General features: G+C 74.3%; 1 protein-coding gene. It reads left to right on the forward strand.

From position 1 onward, the window contains the following. The first annotated feature begins 31 nt into the window (after positions 1 to 31). Positions 32 to 22,261, forward strand: a complete 22,230-nt coding sequence (locus ACMXN5_RS30000) for an SDR family NAD(P)-dependent oxidoreductase (protein ID WP_439677871.1) — start codon at positions 32 to 34, stop codon at positions 22,259 to 22,261. The last annotated feature ends 22 nt before the right edge of the window (positions 22,262 to 22,283 follow it).

The raw sequence follows: 22,283 nt of genomic DNA on the forward strand, positions 1-22,283 counted from the left end.
TACGACCGTGTCGGCAAGGAGTAGAGGCAACGTGGCTGAGTCGGAAGAGAAACTGCGCTCGTACCTGCGCAAGGCCATCACCGATGCGCGCGACGCGCACCGCCGGGTACGCGAGTTGGAGGACCGGCAGCGCGAGCCGATAGCGATCGTGGGCATGGCCTGCCGCTTCCCGGGTGGTCTGCGTACACCGGAGGACCTGTGGCGGTTCGTCGCCGAAGGCGGCGATGCGATCGGCGGGTTCCCGACCGACCGGGGCTGGGACCTCGACGGCCTGTACGACCCGGATCCCGACCGGCCGGGCACGTCGTACGTCCGCGAGGGCGGATTCCTGTACGACGTCGCGGACTTCGACGCGGAGTTCTTCGGCATCTCGCCGCGCGAGGCGGCGGCGATGGACCCGCAGCAGCGGCTGCTCCTGGAGACCTCGTGGGAGGCGGTGGAGTGCGCGGGCATCGACCCGACGTCGCTGCGACACAGCCGGACCGGGATCTACACCGGGATCAACGGCCTCGACTACACGACTGTGTTGGCCCGGACCGCCAAGGGCCGGGACGGCACGCTCGGCATGGCCAACGGGGCCAGTCTGCTGGCGGGTCGCGTGGCGTACATCCTCGGCCTGGAGGGGCCGGCGGTGACTGTGGACACGGCGTGCTCGTCGTCTCTCGTGGCTCTGCACCTGGCGAGCAACGCACTGCGGGCGGGGGAATGCGATCTGGCCCTGGCGGGTGGCGCGACGGTGATGTGCACGCCGGAGATCTTCGTCAACTTCAGCCGGCAGCGCGGACTGGCCCGCGACGGCCGGTGCAAGCCGTTCTCGGCGGCGGCCGACGGGTTCATCCTCTCCGACGGCGCGGGTCTGTTCCTGATCGAACGGCTCTCCGACGCGCGACGCAACGGGCATCCGGTACTGGCCGTGCTGCGCGGTTCGGCGATCAACCAGGACGGCGCGTCGAACGGGCTGACCGCGCCGAACGGGCCGGCCCAGGAGCGGGTGATCCGGCAGGCCCTGCAGAGCGCCGGGCTGGTGACCGGTGACGTGGACGCCGTGGAGGCGCACGGCACCGGGACCACGCTCGGCGACCCGATCGAGGCACACGCGCTGTTGGCGACCTACGGTCAGGATCGGCCCGCGGATCGGCCGCTGAGGCTCGGGTCGATCAAGTCCAACATCGGACACACCCAGGCCGCTGCGGGGGTGGCCGGGATGATCAAGATGGTGTTGGCCCTGCGGCACGGTGTGCTGCCCAGGACACTGCACGTCGACGCGCCCTCGCCGCACATCGACTGGTCGGCCGGGCGGGTGGAACTGCTCACCGAGCCCGTGCCGTGGCCGAGGTCCGACCGGCCGCGCCGGGCCGGTGTCTCGTCGTTCGGGGCAAGCGGGACGAACGCGCATGTGGTGCTGGAGGAGGCGCCGGCGGACGGCGACGACGGTGTCGTGGAGGTGCCCTCGCCTACGGGCATCGGCGGTGTCGAGGAGGTCCCGCCGCCCACGGGCATCGGCGGTGTCCTGCCGTGGGTGTTGTCGGCTCGGTCCGAGGCGGCGTTGCGCGCGCAGGCGGGGCGATTGCGGGACTGGCTGGCCGAGCACCCCGAGGCGGATCCGGTCGACGTGGGCCGGTCGTTGGCGGCGGGGCGCGCGGTGCTGGAACGGCGCGCCGTGGTGCGCGGGCGGGATGTCGCCGAACTCGCCGTCGGGATGGGCGAGGTGACCGACGGCCATGAACTCGCGGGTGGGCGGCCGATGTTCGCCGGCCCCGGACCGGTGTTCGTGTTTCCGGGGCAGGGGTCGCAGTGGGTGGGGATGGCGGCCGGGTTGTTGGAGTGCTCGCCGGTGTTCGCGGGTGCGGTGGCGGAGTGTGCGGCGGTGATGGATCCGTTGGTGGCGGATTGGTCGTTGCTGGATGTGTTGCGTGGTGCGGGTGGTGAGGCGTTGGCCGAGCGGGTTGATGTGGTCCAGCCGGCGTTGTTCGCGGTGATGGTGGGGCTTGCGCGGTGGTGGGAGTCGTGCGGGGTCAAGCCGGGTGCGGTGATCGGGCATTCGCAGGGGGAGATCGCGGCTGCGCATGTGGCGGGTTTTCTGTCGCTGGCGGATGCGATACGGATCGTGGTGTTCCGCAGTCGGGCGCTGCGCGGGATCGCGGCGGCCGGTGGCGGCATGGTGTCCGTGGGGGTGTCCGTCGAGCGGGCCGAGGAACTGGTCGCCGATACCCACGGATTGTCGCTCGCAGCCGTCAACGGGCCGCGCAGCGTGGTGCTTTCCGGGGACCGTGAGGCGCTGGCCGCCGTCGTCGATTCGTGTGAGCGCGAGGGCGTGCGGGCCCGGTGGATCCCGGTGGACTACGCGTCGCATTCCGCGCACATGGAGGTGGTCCGGGACGAGGTCGAGCGTTTGTCGGCCGAGGTGACGCCGCGGACGGGTCGGGTGCCGATGTACTCGACGCTGACCGGGGAAGCCGTCACGGACCCGGCCGAGTTGGGCGCCGGCTACTGGTTCGAGAACCTGCGCGGGACGGTACGGCTGACCACCGCCGTGGGGGCGGCCGTTGCCGACGGACACGTCGCCTTTGTCGAGTGCAGCCCGCATCCGGGCCTGGTCGTGCCGCTCGCGGACACCCTCGAGGAGCTGGGCGTCGACGACGGCACGGTCCTGGAGACGTTGCGGCGGGACGACGGTGGCCCCGATCGGCTGGTCGCCGCGCTCTCGGCGGCGTTCGTCGCGGGTGTGCCGGTGGACTGGGCCGCTCTGTTTCCGGGCGAGGGGCGGGCCGACCTGCCCACGTACGCCTTCCAACATCGCCGCTATTGGGCCGAGGCCGAAGCGCCCGCAGGCGGCGGTGTGGCCTGGGGGCAGCGGGCGGTGGCGCATCCGGTACTCGGCGCCGCCGTCGACCTGGCCGGCGACGCGGGCACCGTGTTCACCGGGCGGCTGTCGACGACCGCCCAACCGTGGCTGGCCGACCACGCCGTGCTCGACACGGTGATCGTGCCCGGGACGGCGTTCCTGGACCTGGTCCTGCGGGCCGGCGCCGAGGTCGGCTATCCGGCGATCGAGGAACTGACCCTGCACACGCCGCTCGTGCTGCCGGATGCCTCGGGCGTCCTGGTACAGGTCGTGGTCGGTGCGGCGGACGGCGACGACGGAGGCGGCGGGGCCCGGACGGTCGACGTGCACTCGCGCGCCGAGGACGCGCCGCCGGACCACCCGTGGACCCGGCACGCGTCGGGGGTGCTGGTCGCGGCGGGCGAGGAGCCGGCCGAGGACATGCCGGCCGGGCCGTGGCCGCCGACCGGTGCCGAGGTGGTCGGGGTCGACGACGCCTACGAGCGGCTGGCGGTGGCGGGCTTCGACTACGGCCCGGTGTTCCAGGGGCTGCGGTCGGTCCGGGTGCGCGGCGACGAGTTGTTCGCCGAGGTGGAATTGCCGGAGGAGGGGCACGCGGACGCGGACCGGTTCGCGCTGCACCCGGCGCTGCTCGATGCCGCGTTGCATCCGCTGGTGGTTGCGGCGGGTGCCGATACGCCGATCGTGGCCGGGCTGCCGTTCGTGTGGCGCGGCATTCGGGCGGGTGTTCCCGGGGCGCGACGGTTGCGGGTTCGGCTGGTGCGCTCGGGGTCGGGATCGGGGTCCGGGTCGCCCTCGGCTTCCGGTGAGGTGTCGGTCCGGGCGTGGGACGAGGACGGCCGGGAAGTGGTGGCGATCGAGTCGCTGACCATCCGCCCGGTCTCGGCAGACGGGTTGCGGACGCCGGATTCGTTGATTCGGGACTCCCTGTTCACGATCGCGTGGACCGCGTTGGAGCTACCGGACGCCGCCGACGACGCGCCGGCCGCGACTTTGCCGGGCGGCGACGGTGCGGCCGATCTCGCCGCGCTGACCGGGGCCGTCCACGCCGGAAGCGGCGTACCGGGTCTGGTGGTTCTGCCCGTGTCGGTCGACGATGCGGACCCCGTGACGGCGGCGCACACGGCCGGCCGGCAGGTGTTGGCGGCGCTTCGGGACTGGCTCGCGGACGAGCGATTCGCCGACTCCCGGCTGGTGTTCGTCACCTCGGGCGCGGTTGCGGTCGCGGACGAGCAGGTACGTCCGGCCTCGGCGGCCGTCTGGGGCCTGGTCCGCTCCGCCCAGTCCGAACACCCGGGGCGCTTCGTCCTCGTGGACGCGGACTCCGTCGCCGACCCCGGCCCGGATTTCGCCAGGGGCCTGCGGACCGGTGCGGATCAGCTGGTCCTGCGAGACGGAACGGCTCTGGTACCGCATTTGGTTCGAGCCCCTTCGGACGGCGGATCGGCCGGCTTCGCGCCCGCTCCCGACGGCACGGTCCTGATCACCGGCGGCACCGGCACCCTGGGCACGTTGCTTGCCCGGCATCTGGTCACCCACCACGGCGTGCGCCGGCTGCTGTTGCTCAGTCGGCGCGGCGGTACGGCCGCCGGCGCGGCGGACTTGGTCGTGGAACTCGCCGCGCTCGGGGCCGAGGTGACCTGCGTAGCCGGGGACGCCGCCGACCGCGCCACGCTGGAGCGGGTGTTGGCGGACATCCCCGCCGAACACCCGCTGACGGCCGTGATCCACGCGGCGGGTGTGGTGGACGACGGCGTTGTACAGTCCCTCACCGCCGACCGGCTGGACGCGGTGTTGCGCCCGAAGGTGGACGCCGCGTGGAACCTGCACGAGGCGACTCGGCACCTGGACCTGACCGCGTTCGTGCTGTTCTCCTCTGCGGCGGGTGTGCTCGGCAACCCCGGCCAGGGCAATTACGCGGCGGCCAACGCCTTTCTCGACGCCCTCGCCCGGCGCCGGCGCCGCGAGGGCCTGCCGGGCAGCTCGTTGGCGTGGGGCTGGTGGGCGCCGACCAGCGAGATGACCGCCGGGCTCGGCGATGCCGACCGGCAGCGGATGGCACGTCTGGGCGTACTGCCCCTGGCCCCGGAACAGGGGTTGGCCCTGTTCGACGCGGCGACGAACCATGCCGAACCGACGCCGACCGTGGTCCGGATGGACCTCGCGGTGCTGCGTACGGCCGGATCGGTGGTGCCCACGCTGCTGCGCGGCCTCGCCCGGGTACCCGACCGGCGGGCTGGGGCGACGGGTTCGGCGGCGGCGCTGCGCCGTCGTCCGGCCGGTGTCTCGGCGGTCGACTGGGAGCAGACGCTGATTCGGGCGGTGTGCTCTCACGCCGCCGCCGTCATCGGCCACGGCGATGCGACCGAGATCGACGAGACGCGGGCGTTCCGCGACCTGGGCTTCGATTCGCTCACCGGTCTGGAACTGCGCAATCGGCTGAACACGGCGACCGGCCTGCGGCTGCCCGCCACGCTGGTCTTCGACTACCCCAGCCCGGCGGTCCTGGGCCGGTGGTTGCGTGATCGGCTCGCCGAGGAGGACGCCGGCCCGGTCGGCTCGACCGTCGGAGCGCAGGTGGTGTCGTCGGTCGGTCCCGACGCCGGCGACGACCCGATCGTGATCGTCGGCATGGGCTGCCGGTTCCCCGGCGGGATCACCGCGCCCGAACACCTGTGGGACGTGGTCGCCGGTGGCGTGGACACCCTCACCGACTTCCCCACCGATCGTGGCTGGGACATCGAGCGCATCTTCGACCCGGACCCGGACCGCCCCGGCAGCACCTACGTGCGCACCGGCGGATTCGTGGACACCGCCGCCGACTTCGACCCGGACCTCTTCGGGATCTCGCCGCGTGAGGCGTTGGCGATGGATCCGCAGCAGCGGTTGCTCCTGGAGACGGCGTGGGAGACGTTCGAGCGGGCGGGCATCGATCCGACCTCGCTGCGCGGCAGCCGGACCGGGGTCTTCGCCGGCGCCATCTACTACGACTACGCGGGCGGCCGGCTTCGGAAGGTGCCGGACGAGCTGGAGGGTTACATCGGCAACGGCAATGTGGGCAGCGTGGCCTCGGGCCGGGTGGCCTACACGTTCGGCCTGGAGGGGCCGGCGGTCACCGTGGACACCGCGTGCTCGTCGTCCCTGGTGGCGCTGCACCTGGCGGTGAACGCGGTGCGGTCGGGCGAGTGCGAACTGGCCCTGGCGGGCGGCGTCACCGTGATGTCGACGCCCAGCGTGTTCCTCGACTTCTCCCGACAGCGCGGCCTGTCGTCCGACGGCCGGTGCCGGTCGTTCGCGGCGGCGGCGGACGGCACCGGGTGGGGTGAGGGTGTCGGGCTGGTGTTGGTGGAGCGGTTGTCGGATGCGCGGCGCAATGGGCATTCGGTTCTGGCGGTGGTGCGTGGGTCGGCGGTGAATCAGGACGGCGCGTCGAATGGCTTGACCGCGCCGAACGGGCCGTCGCAGCAGCGGGTGATTCGGCAGGCGTTGGGCGCGGCCGGGTTGTCTGCGGCGGATGTGGATGCGGTGGAGGCGCACGGGACCGGGACGACGCTGGGTGATCCGATCGAGGCTCAGGCGTTGTTGGCCACCTATGGGCAGGATCGCCCGGGAGATCGGCCGCTGTGGTTGGGGTCGGTGAAGTCGAATATCGGGCACACCCAGGCGGCTGCGGGTGTGGCCGGGGTGATCAAGATGGTGTTGGCGCTGCGGCATGGGGTGTTGCCGAGGACGTTGCATGTGGACGAGCCGACGCCGCATGTGGATTGGTCGGCGGGTCGGGTCGAGGTGTTGGCGGGCGAGGTGGCGTGGCCGGCGGGTGAGCGGGTGCGCCGGGCGGGTGTGTCGTCCTTCGGGATCAGCGGGACAAACGCACACGTGGTGCTGGAAGAGCCGCCACCGGTGGCCGAAGTGACGGATGTGGCGGTCGAGTCCGGGCTCGGCGGGCGGCACACCTGGGTGGTGTCGGCGCGGTCCGAGGCAGCGGTGCGGGAACAGGCGGCCCGACTTCGGGACTGGGTCAGGGACCGCCCGGATCTCGATCCGGCACACGTGGCCCGGTCGTTGGTGTGCGAACGGGCGCTGTTCGGCCATCGGGCGGTGGTCTCCGGCGCCGATCTCGCCGAGCTGGCCGAGGGGTTGTCCGCCGTGGCGGCCGGCGCCGAGGGCGCGGTGGTCGGTGCGGTGGGTCGCGGGTCGGGGAAGACGGCCGTGCTGTGCACGGGCCAGGGGGTGCGGACATTCGGTATCGGCCGCGAACTCCACGCGGCGTTCCCGGTATTCGCGGCGGCGCTGGACGAGGTGTGCGCGGCCTTAGACGGCGTGGTGCCGTTCCCGGTGCGCGACGTCGTGCTCGGCGCCGAAGGGGTGTCGGAGGCCGACGCGCAGGACACCGGGGTGGCCCAGCCGGCGCTCTTCGCGTTCGAGGTGGCGCTGTACCGGCTGTGGGCCTCGTGGGGGCAGACGCCCGACTTCGTGGTGGGGCATTCGCTCGGCGAGATCGTCGCGGCGCACGTGGCGGGCGTGTTCTCGCTCGCGGATGCGGCGGTCTTCGTGGCGGCGCGGGCTCGGCTGATGAGTGCGCTGCCGAGCGGAGGGGCGATGCTCGCCGTCGGTGCGGGCGAGGCCGAGGTGGCGGCGTCGTGCCCGGCCGAGGTGACGATCGCGGCGGTGAACGGCCCGGCGAGTGTGGTGGTTTCCGGACCCGCCGAGGCGGTGGCCGCGCTCGAACCGGACTGCGTGGTGCGCGGGTGGCGGATCTCGCGCCTGCCGGTGTCGCACGCCTTCCACTCGGCGCTGATGGAACCGATGTTGGCCGAACTCAGGGAGGTGCTGGGTGGGTTGACCTTTGGCACACCCGAGGTCACGGTGGTGTCGGACACCACCGGGCGGATCGCGCGCGCCGAAGAGTTGGCTGACCCCGAGTACTGGGTGCGGCATGTGCGCCGCGCGGTGCGTTTCGGGGATGCGATCGCCACGCTGCGCGCCGAAGGGGTACGCACCTTCGTGGAGATCGGGCCGGAGGCGGCGTTGACCGCGATGGTCGTCGAGGGCACGGCCGGCGCGGAGGACGTGGCGGCCGTACCGACCCGGCGCCGGGGTCGAGCGGCCGTGGCGAGCGTGGTCGAGGCGCTGACCCGGGTGTTCGTGCACGGCGCGAACGTGGACTGGGCCGCGCTGTCGACCGGTTCCGGGCCCGGAGGACGGGCGGACCTGCCGACCTACGCCTTCGAGCGGCGGCGCTTTTGGTTGCACGCCGGTGTCGACGCGGGCGACGCGGTCGGGTTGGGGCAGGGCGTGGTGGACCATCCGCTGCTCGGTGCGGTCGTGGGCCTGGCGGACGACCAGGGCGTCCTGTTCACCGGCCGGTTGGCTCTGGACACCCATCCGTGGTTGGCCGAACACGCCGTCTTGGGCTCGGTATTGCTGCCGGGCACGGCATTCCTGGAACTGGCCCTGCACGTCGGCCGTCTCGTGGACTGCGCTCGGGTCGACGAGCTGACCCTGTCGGCGCCGCTGGCGCTGCCGTCGACGGGCGGTGTGCAAGTCCAGGTCCGGGTCGGTGTACCGGAGGAGAGCGGGACGCGCACGATTACGGTGCATGCCCGCCCGGATTCGGCGGAGGAGGCGCCTTGGACGCTGCACGCCGCCGGGACCCTGGCTCCATCGGGTGAGGTGGGCACTCCCTCGGATGCCACGAGTTGGCCGCCCGCCGACGCGACCGCGATGGACACGGCGGAGCTGTATCCCTGGTTCGCCGAGACCGGCGTCGACTACGGACCCTCGTTCCAGGGCGTACAGGCGGCCTGGCGCCGTGGTGACGAGGTGTTCGCGGAGATCGTGCTCGCGGCCGAGGGCCCGGCCGCCGACGGCCGGTTCGAGCTGCACCCCGCGCTGTTCGACGCCGCGTTGCACCCGCTGGGCCTGAGCCTGCTCGACGCGGCGGCGCCGCGCCTGCGGCTGCCGTTCTCCTGGCGCGGAGTGGCGCTGCACACGTCCGGGGCACGCACGTTGCGGGTTCGGCTGCGTCCCACCGGGTCCGACACCATCGCGGTGACGGCCACCGACGAGACGGGCCGGCCTGTGGTCTCGGTCGAGGCCCTGGCGGTGCGCGAACCCTCGCGGGACCGACTGTCGCAACCCGACGCGAACGCGGGCGAGTTGTTCGAGCCGGAGTGGACGCCGGCGTCGGTGGAGGACACGGCGGCAACGCTCGGTGCCGTGGTGGGTGGTCCCGAACTCGCTCCGACAGCAACTCGATTCGGCGCCCCGCACCACCCCGACCTGGCCTCCATGGCCGAGTCGGCGATCCCCGTGACGGTCCTGTACGACCTGGTCACCCCAGCCGACTCCGTAGAAGCCGTACACCAGGCCGCCGCCCGGGCGCTCGACCTGGCCCGATCCTGGCTCGCCGACGAGCGCTTCGAGTCGGCCCGTCTGATCGTGCGCACTCGCCGGGCGGTCGCCGCCTTGGAAGGCGACGCGCCGGATCCGGCCGCCGCCGCGGCCCATGGCCTGCTTCGTAGCGCCTGCTCCGAACACCCCGAGCGGTTCGCGCTCGTCGACGCCGACGACTTCGACGAGATCTCGCCCGAGGCCATCGCCGCGGTGGCGGTCGAGCCCGAGGTGGCCGTGCGGGCCGGGCGGATCCTGGTCCCGCGCCTGCGCCGGGCGGCCGTGGCGCCGAAGTCCGACTTCGGCTTCGCCGCCGACGGCACCGTCCTGATCACCGGCGGCACCGGAGCCCTGGGCCGGCAGGTGGCCCGGCACCTGGTGCGCGTACACGGGGTGCGCCGCCTCCTCCTGCTCTCCCGTCGCGGCGACGAAGCCCCCGAGGCCGCCGAGTTGCGGGCCGAACTGATCGAGGCCGGCGCGCACGTCGCCTTCGTGGCCGGTGACGCGGCCGAACGGGACGTGCTGGCCGACGTGTTGGCCGCCATCCCGGCCGCCCACCCGCTGACCGGCGTGGTGCACCTGGCCGGGGTGACCGACGACGGGCTGGTCGGGGCGTTGACCCCCGAGCGGCTGGCGGCGGTGTTGCGCCCCAAGGTCGACGCGGCGCTGCACCTGGACGAACTCACCGCCGACGCCGACCTGTCGGCGTTCGTCCTGTTCTCCTCGGCCGCCGGTCTGGTCGGCAACCCCGGACAGGCCAACTACGCGGCGGCCAATGTCGCCCTCGACGCGCTGGCCCGCCGGCGCCGGGCGCTCGGCCGACCGGCCGTGTCGTTGCAGTGGGGGTTGTGGGCCGAACGCAGCGCGCTGACCGAGACGATGAGCGCGACGGACCGGCGCCGGGCGGCCGGTGCGGGTGTACGGGCGTTGTCCGTCGAGCAGGGCCTTGCGCTGCTGGATGCGGCGGCGGGGCGGCCCGAGGCGGTGCTGACGCCGCTGCGCCTCGACCCGGCGATCCTGCGCGGTCCGCAGGAGCGGGTGGCGCCCGTGTTGCGCGGGCTGGTGCCGACCCGGGCTCGGCGCGCGCCGGGCCGCACCTCGGATACCGCCCGCTCGCTGGTGCGCCGATTGGCCGCGCTGCCCGAGGCCGAGCAGGACCGGCTGTTGGTCGACCTGGTCCGCACCCACGCGGCCGGTGTGCTCGGCCACGCCGACGCGCGCACGATCGACCCGGACCGCGCGTTCGGCGAACTGGGCCTGGACTCGCTGGCGGCGTTGGAACTGCGCACCCGGCTGAGCACGGCGGTCGGACTGCGCCTGCCCGCCACGATGTTGTTCGACCATCCGTGCGCGCGGGCCGTTGGCGTACACCTGCGTGCGCGACTCCTCGACGCGCCGACACCCGGGCGGGCGGCGGGCGTTGCCCGGCCGGTGTCCGACGAGCCGGTCGCGGTGGTGGCGATCAGCTGCCGCTTCCCCGGCGGCGTCGCGAGCCCGGAGGACCTGTGGCGCCTGGTGTCGGAACACGCCGACGCCATCTCGGAGTTCCCGCAGAACCGGGGCTGGGACTTGGCCGAGCTGTTCCATCCCGATCCCGAACACGCCGGAACCTCGTATGTCCGCGAGGGCGGATTCCTCTACGACGCAACCGAGTTCGACCCGGAGTTCTTCGGCATCTCGCCGCGCGAGGCGCTGGCCATGGACCCGCAGCAGCGCTTGCTCCTGGAGGCGTCCTGGGAGGCGATCGAGCGGGCCGGCCTGGATCCCCGCTCACTGCGCGGCAGTCGTACCGGGGTGTACGCGGGCCTGATGTACGCGGACTACGCGTCGCGGCTGAGCAGCGCCCCGGAGGGCGTGGACGGCTATCTCGGCAACGGCAGCGCGGGCAGCATCGCGTCCGGGCGGGTGGCCTACACGCTGGGCCTGGAGGGGCCCGCGGTGACCGTGGACACCGCCTGCTCGTCGTCCCTGGTCGCACTGCACCTGGCCGCCAACGCGCTGCGGCAGGGTGAGTGTGATCTGGCGCTGGCGGGCGGGGTGACGGTGATGTCCAGCCCGGCCACCTTCGTCGAGTTCTCCCGGCAGCGCGGCCTGGCCCCGGACGCGCGGTGCAAGTCGTTCGCGGCGGGCGCGGACGGCACCTCGTGGTCCGAGGGCATCGGACTGCTCCTGGTGGAACGCCTGTCGGACGCACGCCGGCTGGGCCATCCGGTGCTGGCCGTGGTTCGCGGCAGTGCGATCAACCAGGACGGTGCCAGCAACGGTCTGGCCGCGCCCAACGGGCTCGCCCAGGAGCGGGTGATCCGGGACGCGCTCGCGCACGCCGAGTTGCGTCCGTCCGACGTGGACGCGGTGGAGGCGCACGGCACCGGCACGCCGCTGGGCGACCCGATCGAGGCGCGCGCCCTGCTCGCCACCTACGGGCAGGACCGGGCGGCGGATCGGCCGCTGTGGCTGGGGTCGGTCAAGTCCAACCTCGGGCACACCCAGGCGGCGGCGGGCGTGGCCGGTGTGATCAAGATGATCATGGCGATGCGGCATGCCGAACTGCCCGGGACGCTGCACGTGGACGCCCCCTCGCCGCACGTGGACTGGTCGGCGGGGGCGGTCTCGCTGCTCACCGCCGCGACCCCGTGGCCGGAGACCGGGCGTCCGCGCCGTGCGGGGGTGTCGTCGTTCGGGATCAGCGGGACCAACGCGCACGTGATCCTGGAACAGGGCGATCCCGCCCCGACCACGTCCGTCGAACCGGCCCCGGCGCCTCCGGCCGCGCTGGCCTGGCCGCTGTCCGGGGCGAGCGCGGCGGCCTTGCGCGGGCAGGCCGAGCGGCTGCGCGCACACCTGGACGCGCACCCCGAGTACGGGCCGGTAGATATCGCGCACGCGCTCGTCGGCGGCCGATCCCGGTTCGAACACCGCGCCGTGGTGGTCGCCGAGGACGCGGCGGGCCTGCGGGCCGGGCTGGACGCGCTGAGCGCCGACCGACCCGACGCCGCGGTACCGGTGGGCGTGGCCGGCGAACCCGGCCGGATCGCCTTCGTGTTCGGCGGCCAGGGCTCGCAGTGGCCCGGCATGGGCGCCCGACTGCTCACCGAGTCGCCGGTCTTCGCCGCCCGGATCCGCGACTGCGACGCGGCGCTCGCGCCGCACACCGACTGGTCGTTGCTCGCCGTGCTGCGCGGCGAGTCCGACGCGCCGCCGCTCGACCGGGTCGACGTGGTGCAACCGGTGTTGTTCGCGGTGATGGTCGCGCTCGCCGAACTGTGGCGCTCGCTGGGCGTACGGCCGGCCTCGGTGGTCGGCCACTCACAGGGCGAGATCGCCGCCGCCCACATCGCGGGCGCGCTCACCCTCGACGACGCGGCCCGGATCGTCGCACTGCGCAGCCGCGCCCTGCGCGGGTTGTCCGGCGGCGGCGGGATGATGTCCGTCGCGGCCGGACCGGAGCAGATCGCCCGATTGCTCGACGGATTCGCGGACCGGCTCGGCATCGCCGCCGTCAACGGCCCCGCAGCCGTGGTGCTTTCCGGCGCCGCCGACGCGCTCGCCGAACTGCACGCCCGCTGCGAGGCGGACGGGATCCGCGCCCGGGTGCTCCCGGTCGACTACGCCTCGCACTCCGCCCAGGTCGAGCAGGTCCGCGAGGAACTGCTCGCCGCCCTCGGTGAGATCGTGCCCACGCCGACCACCGACGCGGTCTTCTACTCCTCGGTCACCGGCGAACCCGTCGAGGGCACCGCGCTCGACGCCGAGTACTGGTACCGGAACCTACGCGCCACCGTCGCCTTCGACCGGGCCACCGATGCGCTCCTGCGGGACGGCCACACGGTGTTCGTCGAGACCAGCCCGCATCCGGTGCTGGCGCCCGCCGTCGAGGACAGTGCCCAGCGTGCCGGTACGGACGTGACGGTCGTGGGCAGCCTCCAGCGCGACACCGACACCCTCGCCCGTTTCCTCACCGCCGCGGCCGGCCTGCACGTGCGCGGCGTCCCGGTGGACTGGTCCGCGACCCACGCCGGACACCGACCCCGGCCGGTCGAGCTGCCCACCTACGCGTTCCAACGCGAGCGCTACTGGCTGGAGGCGGGCAACACGCCCACCGACGCGGCCGGCCTCGGCCTGCACCCGGCGGCACATCCCCTGTTGGGCGCGGCCGTGGCACCCGCCGAGGGCGACCGGCACATCCTCACCGGCCGCATCTCGCTGCGCACCCACCCCTGGCTCGCCGACCACACGATCCTGGACACGGTGCTGCTCCCGGGCACCGCGTTCGTCGAACTCGCCCTCCAGGCGGGCGATCGGGCCGACTGCGACCTGATCGAGGAACTGACCGTCGAGGCCCCACTGCGGCTCACCGACACCGGCGCCGTACACCTGCAAGTGTTGCTGGACGAGCCGGACGAGCAGGGCCGCCGCGCGTTGACCATCCACTCCCGTCCCGACGACGCGCCCGCCGAGCAGGCGTGGACGCGGCACGCGAGCGGGGTACTGGCGCCGGTGGCGGACGGGCCCGGAGTCGTGGTGGTGACCGATGACGCGTGGCCGCCCGCCGGGGCCGTCGTGCTGGACGTGGACGGGCTCTACGAGCGGCTGGCCCGGCAGGGCTACCGGTACGGACCGGCCTTCCGCGCGGTGCGGGCCGCGTGGCGCCTGGGCGATACGGTCCTGGCCGAGGTCGCGCCGGGCGACGAGGCGCACGGCGCACGGGACTTCGCGCTGCACCCGGCCCTGCTGGACGCCGCATTGCACGCGGCGGTCGGTACAGCCGGCGGCGACGGCGCCATCGGCCTACCCTTCGCCTGGACCGACGTACGCCTGCACGCCGTCGGCGCATCCGCACTCCGGGTCCGCCTGGAACGCCTCGGCCCGGACGCCGTCGGCCTCGAACTCACCGACCACACCGGCGCCTTGGTCGCCACCGTCGGCGCCTTGGTCGGCCGCCCCGCGACCGCCGACCGACTCGCGCCCGCCGCCGACCCGGCCCACCCCGACCTCCACCACGTCCACTGGTCCCCGCTGCCCACCCCCACCGAACCCACCACCGCCCGCTGGTCGTTGCTCGGCCAGGACGAACTGGCGGCGGTGGCCGGCCTGCGCGCCGCCGGCGCCGAGGTGCACGCGGACGGCGAGCCCGACCCCGCCGACGTACTGCTGATCACCTGCGCCGGCCGGGCCGGGGACGACGTCCCCGAAGCGGCCCGGGCCGCCGCACACCGCGTACTCGACCTGCTCCAGCGCGCGTTGACCAACCCGCGCCTCACCGCATGCACCCTGGTCGTGCTGACCCGGGGCGCGGTACCCGGGCACCACGGCGAGGACCTGTCCGACCTGGTCGCCGCGCCCATCGTGGGCCTGGTCCGCTCCGCGCAGACCGAACACCCGGGCCGGATCGTGCTGGTCGACCTGGACGACCACACCGACTCCTTCGCCGCGCTGCGCGCCGCCGTCGCCGCCGACGTCGGCGAACCGCACCTGGCCATCCGCACGGGCACCGTGTCCGCGCCCCGACTGATCCGCACCGGGACCGAACCGCGCCTGAGCCCGCCCCCCGGCACCCCGGCCTGGCGGCTGGACCTGCTCGGCGGCGGCACCCTGGACCGGCTCGCGCTGCTCCCGAACGCCGACGCGGCGGCCCCGCTCGCGCCCGGACAGGTCCGGATCGCCGTCCGCGCCGCCGGGCTGAACTTCCGCGACGTCGTGGTCGCCCTCGGCATGGTCGCCGACACCCGCCCGCCCGGCGGCGAGGGCGCCGGGATCGTCGTGGAGGTCGGCCCCGACGTACCCGAACTCGCGCCGGGCGACCGGGTGATGGGCCTGTTCGGCGGCGGCACCGGACCGATCGCCGTCGCCGATCACCGGCTGCTCGCGCCGATCCCCACCGGCTGGACCTACGCCCAGGCCGCGGCCGTCCCGGTGGTGTTCCTGACCGCCTACTACGGCCTGGCCGACCTCGGCGGGCTGCGCGCCGGTGAATCGCTGCTCGTCCACGCCGCCACCGGCGGAGTGGGCATGGCGGCCGTGCAACTGGCCCGGCACTGGGACGTGGAGGTGTTCGGCACCGCCTCGCCCGGCAAGTGGGCCACCCTGCGCGGCCAGGGCGTGGACGATGCGCATCTGGCGTCCTCGCGCGATCTCGACTTCGTACACCGGTTCGGCGAGGTCGACGTGGTGCTCAACTCGCTCGCGCACGAATTCGTGGACGCCTCACTGCGGTTGCTCGCGCCCGGCGGCCGATTCCTGGAGATGGGCAAGACCGACATCCGGGACCGGGACGAGGTGCTCGCCGCCCATCCGGGCCGCGACTACCGGGCGTTCGACCTGATGGACGCGGGGGCCGAGCGCATCCGGGAGATGCTGGCGGACCTGTACCGGCTCTTCGAGACCGGCGTGCTGCACCCGCTGCCCGTGACCACGTGGGACGTGCGCGGCGCGGTCGGTGCCTTCCGGCACCTCAGCCAGGCCCGGCACACCGGCAAGATCGTGCTGACCCTGCCGCCCACCCTCGGAGCCGCCCCGGACCCGGAGGGCACGGTCCTGATCACCGGCGGCACCGGTACCCTCGGCGGCCTGCTGGCCCGCCACCTCGTTCGCACCGCCGGGGTGCGACACCTGCTCCTGATCGGCCGGCGCGGCCCGGCCGCCGACGGCGCGGCCGAGTTGTCCGCCGAACTGACCGCGCTCGGCGCCCGGGTGACCATCGCGGCCTGCGACGCCGCCGACCGTGCGGCGCTCGCCGCGCTGCTCGCCGACATCCCGGCCGAACACCCGCTCACCTCGGTGATCCACGCCGCGGGCGTGATCGACGACGCGGCGCTGACCGCGCTCACCCCCGAGCGGCTGGACCGGGTGCTGCGCCCGAAACTGCACGCCGCCTGGAACCTGCACGAGTCGACCCGCGACCTCGACCTGACCGAGTTCGTGCTGTTCTCCTCGATGGCCGGCACCTTCGGCGGCGCCGGACAGGCCAACTACGCCGCCGCGAACGCCTTCCTGGACGCACTCGCCCAGCACCGCCGGGCCCGCGGCCTGGCCGCGACCTCGGCCGCCTGGGGCCTGTGGGCGGAGGCCAGCGGGATGACCGGACACCTGGGCGCCGAAGACCTGGAGCGCATCGCCCGCACCGGCGTCGCCGCGCTGGAGACCGACCACGCACTCACCCTGTACGACGCGCTCCGCGCGGCCGACCGACCCACGATCGTGCCCGCCCGCCTGGACTTGGACACGCTGCGCGCCGCCGCCCCGACCGTACCCGCGCTCCTGCGCGACCTGGTCCGCCCGCGCGGACGCCGCGCCGCCGCCGACGCCGCGCCCGACGCCGCGTCCCTGGCCGAGAGGCTGGCCCGACTGCCCGAGGAACGGCGCCGGCAGACGCTGCTGACCCTGGTCCGCACCGAGACCGCCGCCGTCCTGGGCCACGCCACCCCGGACGCGGTCGCCCCGCTGCGCCCGTTCAAGGCACTCGGCTTCGACTCGCTCACCTCGGTCGAACTGCGCAACCGCATCGGCGCGGCGACCGGCCTGCGCCTGCCGGTCACCTTGGTCTTCGACCACCCGACCCCGCAGGCCCTCGCCGACCACGTCGGCGCCGAACTCCTGGGCGTCGCACCGGTGGTCGTCGAGCCCGAGCGACCCGCCGCACACACCGACGACGACCCGATCGTGATCGTGAGCGTCGGCTGCCGCTACCCGGGCGGGGTGGCCGGACAGGACGACATGTGGCGGATGCTCGCCGAGGGCACCGACACCATCGGGCCCTTCCCCCAAGACCGGGGTTGGGAGTTGGACACACTCTTCGACCCGGACCCCGACCGGGCGGGCAAGTCGTATGTGCGCGAGGGCGGATTCGTCGCCGGCGCGGTGCACTTCGACGCCGAGTTCTTCGGGATCTCGCCCCGCGAGGCGACCTCGATGGACCCGCAGCAGCGGCTGCTGTTGGAGACCGCGTGGGAGACCTTCGAGCAGGCCGGCATCGACCCCACCGCCCTGCGCGGCAGCAGTACCGGGGTGTTCGTCGGGGCCATGGCGCAGGACTACCACGGCACTTCGCAGGCGATGGCCGAGGGCCAGGAGGGCTACCTGCTGACCGGGACCGCGACCAGCGTGATCTCCGGCCGGGTCTCCTACGTCCTGGGCTTGGAGGGGCCGGCGGTGACCGTGGACACCGCGTGCTCGTCGTCCCTGGTCGCACTGCACTTGGCGGCGAACGCGCTCCGTGCGGGCGAGTGCGACCTGGCGCTCGCGGGCGGGGTGGCGGTGTTGACGTCGCCGCAGGCGTTCATCGAGTTCAGCCGGCAGCGCGGACTGGCCGCGGACGGGCGCTGCAAGCCGTTCGCGGCGGCGGCCAACGGTACCGGTTGGGGCGAGGGCGTCGGCCTGGTGCTGGTCGAGCGGTTGTCCGACGCGCGCCGGCGCGGGCATCCGGTACTGGCCGTGGTGCGCGGCTCGGCGGTCAACCAGGACGGCGCCTCGAATGGGCTGACCGCGCCCAACGGCCCCTCGCAACAGCGGGTGATCCGGCAGGCGTTGCGCAACGCGGGCCTGGCCGCGACGGACATCGACGCGGTCGAGGCGCACGGCACCGGGACCACGCTCGGCGACCCGATCGAGGCGCAGGCGCTGCTGGCGACCTACGGGCAGGATCGGCCGGCGGAACGGCCGCTGTGGCTGGGGTCGGTCAAGTCCAACATCGGGCACACCCAGTCCGCGGCGGGGGTCGCCGGGGTGATCAAGATGGTGCTCGCGCTGCGGCACGGGACGTTGCCGCCGACGTTGCACGTGGACGCGCCCACGCCGCATGTGGACTGGGCGTCGGGACAGGTGCGGCTGCTCACCGAGCCGGTGGCGTGGCCGGCGGGGGAGCGGGTGCGCCGGGCCGGGATCTCCTCGTTCGGGGTGAGCGGGACCAACGCGCACGTGATCATCGAGCAGGCGCCGGCGGAGGTCGCGGTCGAGGCCGCGCCGGCCGCCGCGCCCGGGGGGATCGTGCCGTGGGTGGTGTCCGCGCGATCCGAGGCCGGGTTGCGGGCGCAGGCGGCGCGGCTGCGGGACTGGGCCGCCGCGCACCCGGAGTTCGCCCCGGCCGACGTGGCCGCCTCGCTGGTGCGCGGGCGGGCGGTGTTCGAGCGGCGGGGGGTGGTCCGGGGTCAAGACACCGATGAACTCGTGGCGGCGCTGGGTGAGTTGGCCGATTCGCCGGCAACGGGCGAGACGCCGACGGCGATCGGCCCGGGGCCGGTGTTCGTCTTCCCCGGCCAGGGATCGCAATGGGTGGGCATGGCGGCGGAGTTGCTGACGTGCTGCCCGGTCTTCGCGGAGACCGTCACGCGGTGCGCCGAGGTGATGGACCCGCTGCTGCCGGGCTGGGCGCTGCTCGACGTGCTGCGCGGCACCGACGAGGAGACGGCCGAACTGCTGCGCCGGGTCGAGGTGGTGCAACCCGTGCTGTTCGCGGTGATGGTCGGCCTGGCCCGCTGGTGGGAGTCGTGCGGGGTGCGGCCGGCCGCGGTGATCGGGCACTCGCAGGGCGAAATCGCCGCCGCCTACATCGCCGGCCACCTGACCCTGCCGGACGCCGCCCGGATCGCCGCGCTGCGGATCCGCGCGGTGCAGGCCGCCGACATGATCCGCGGCGCGATGGTGGCGGTCGCGGTATCCGCTGTGCGGGCCGAGGAGTTGATCACCCGTACCGGCACCGGCGACCTGGTCAACGTGGGCGGGATCAACAGCCCGACCAACACCGTGCTGTCCGGCGACACCGACGCCTTGGCCCTGATCGTGGCGGACTGTGAGCGGGAGGGGGTACGGGCGCGCTGGATCCCGGCGGCGTACTCCTCGCACTCGCCGCAGATGGACGCCGTACGCGGCGACCTGGAACGCCTGCTCGCGGGCATCGAACCCACCCCCGGGCGGGTGCCGATGTACTCCACGGTCACCGGCGGCCGGCTCGCCGACGACGCGCTGCTCGACATCGACTACTGGTTCGAGAACATGCGGCGCACCGTGCGGTTCGAGGAGGCGATCGGCGCGGCGGCGGCCGACGGACACACCGTGTTCGTCGAATGCAGCTCGCACCCCGGCCTGGTGGTGCCGCTCGGCGACACCCTGGACTCGCTCGGCGTGCACGGCGCCACCCTGGAGACGTTGCGCCGCGCCGACGGTGGCGCCGATCGGCTGCTCGTCGCGCTCTCCGCGATGTTCGTGCACGGCGGCGCGGTGGACTGGGCCGGGATGCTGCCGGGGCGGCGCGTCGCGCTGCCCACGTACGCCTTCCAGCGTCGGCGGCACTGGGTGGAGCCCGTCGGCCAGGCCCGAGGGGGCGTCGGCTGGGGGCAGTTCGCGGTGGAGCACCCGATCCTGGGCGCCGGGGTCGACCTGGCCGACAGCTCGGCGACCGTGTTCACCGGGCGCCTGGACACCACCACACACGGTTGGCTCGCCGACCACCTCGTGCTCGGCGAAGTCCTGGTCCCGGGAACGGTGTTCGTGGACCTGGCGCTGCGCGCGGGCGGCGCGCTCGGCTGTGCGGTGGTCGAGGAGTTGACCCTGCACGAGCCGCTGGTGCTGCCGGACGCGGACGGGGTACGGATCCAGGTCACCGTCGAGGCAACGGACGATGCGGGTGCGCGGGCGCTGACCGTCCACTCCCGGGCCGAGGACGCGCCCGCCGCCGAGCCGTGGACCCGACACGCCTCGGGCACGGTGGCCCCCGGCGCGCACCGGCCGCAGCAGGAGTCCGGGCCGTGGCCGCCGCTCGGGGCGACGCCGCTGGATGTGGCGGATGTATATCGGCGGTTGGCCGAACTGGGCCTGGGCTACGGTCCGACGCTCGCCGGACTGCGGGCCGCGTGGCGGCGCGGCGACGACCTGTTCGCCGAGGTCGCGCGCACCGCCGACGCCGAACGCGGCACCGCTCGCTTCGGCCTGCACCCGGCCCTGCTCGACGCGGCCCTGCATGGGCTTGCCCCCGGCGCGGAACCCGGCGGCGCACCGACCGAGGTGCGGCTGGCCGGCGCCTGGCGCGGGGTGACGCTGGGCGGCGATGCCGGTACTGCCGGCCGGATTCGGCTGCGGGTCGTCGACGGGGCCGGCGTCGAGGTCGAACTGGCCGACGAGGCGGGCCGATCCATGGCCCGGATCGAGTCGGTGGCGCTGCGACCCTGGACCGCCGGGCAGGTTCGGGCCGCCGGGCGGGTCCGACCGTGGCTGACCCGCTGGGAGTGGGCCCGGGTCGAGCCGACCGACACGGCGGCGGCAGGAGGTCGCTGGGCCGTGCTCGGCGCGCGGGCCTGGGACGGGGTGCCGGCCTATGCGACCACCGCCGAACTGATCGCGGCCGTCGAGGTCGGCGTCCCGGTCCCGGATCTGGTCGCGCTGCCCGTACGGATCGACCCGGCCGGCGGGCTCGATCCGGAGGCGATCCGGGCCACGATCCGGGCAGTGCGCGAGACCGTGCGGCAATGGCGGGCCGAACCACGTCTGGCGGCCTCGCGCCTGGTCGTGGTGACCCACGACGCGGTGTCGGCGCGGCCCGAGGACCGGGTCGCCGACCCGGGCGCGGCGGCGGTGTGGGGCGTGGTGCGGGCGGCCCGGACGGTGGACCCCGAGCGGTTCGTGCTCGCCGATGTGGACGGGGAGGACGGGTCCTGGCCGGTGCTGCTGGCCGAAGCGTCCGCCGGTCGCGCCGAGTTCGCGATCCGCGCCGGCACGGTACTGCTGCCGCGGCTGGCCCGGGTACCGGCGGGCGAGACCGGCACGGCGGGCTTCCCGAGCGAGGGCACGGTATTGGTCACTGACGCGACCGACCCGACCGACGGCACCGACACGGTCGGTGCGCTGCTGGCCCGGCACCTGGTGACCGTCCACGGGGTGCGCCGGCTGATTCTGGCCGGAGGGTCCGCCGCCGGGATGCCGCTTGCCCGGGAACTGGTGGCGCACGGCGCGGAGATCGACGTGGTCGCCTGCGATGTGACAGACCGCGCCGAACTGGCGAAGCTGCTGGCCACGATCCCCGAGCACAGCCCGCTGACCGCCGTGGTGCACGCCGCCGGACTCGGCGGGTCGGACCCCGACGACGTGCTGCGGGCCCGGGTGGACGCGGCCGTACACCTGCACGAACTCACCCGCGACGCCGACCTGTCCGCCTTCGTGCTCTGCACCGCCCTGGACGGCGTACTCGCCGACCCCGGGCGCGGCGAACACGCGGCCGGCGACGCCTTCCTGGACGCCCTGGCCCGGCACCGGCACGCCGCCGGGCTGCCCGCGCTCGCGCTGGCCTGGGCACCGGGGGACGAACCGGCCGCCGGGTTGCTGCCGCTGCCCACCGAGCAGGCCACGGCCCTGTTCGACCGGGCCCTCGGCCTGCCCGAACCGGCCCTGATCCCGCTCGCGCCGGACACCTCGGCGCTGCGCCGGGCCGAACCGGGCGCGCTGCCGGCGCTGTTGACCACGTTGGTGGCCGACCCGAACCACCGCGTCGGCGCCGCCGCCGAGGCGGCACCCGCGCTGATCGGGCGACTGCTCGACCTGCCGGACGACGAGCGGGAAAGCGCCCTGGTCGACCTGGTTCGCGGCTGCGCCGCCGCGATCCTCGGTCATGCCGATCCGACCGCGATCGAGACGGGAGCGGCGTTCAAGGATCTCGGCTTCGACTCGCTGACCGCCCTGGAGATGCGCAACCGACTGCGCGCCGCGCTGGGTCTGACGCTGCCCGCCACGCTGATCTTCAGCCACCCCAACGCGGCGGCCCTGGGCCGGCACCTGCACGGCCTGCTGCGCCGCGAGCACGGCGTCTCGTGGGACTCGGTGCTCGGCGAGATCGACCGGGTCGAGGCGATGCTCGCGCAACTCGACGACGCGGACCGGGCCCGGGCGGCAGAGCGGTTGCGGGACCTGATCGGCGGCCCGGAAGGCCCGCTCGCCGGCCGCGAGTTCGGCACGAATGGCGACGCGGCCGGCGGCCGAGGGTTCGACGCGGCCACGGACGAGGAGCTGTTCGACTTCATCGACGGCGGGATCGAGCACTGAGGCGACGACGGCGGGATCGAGG

The organism is Embleya australiensis (assembly GCF_051903075.1).
In the GTDB taxonomy this organism is placed as follows: Bacteria; Actinomycetota; Actinomycetes; order Streptomycetales; family Streptomycetaceae; genus Embleya.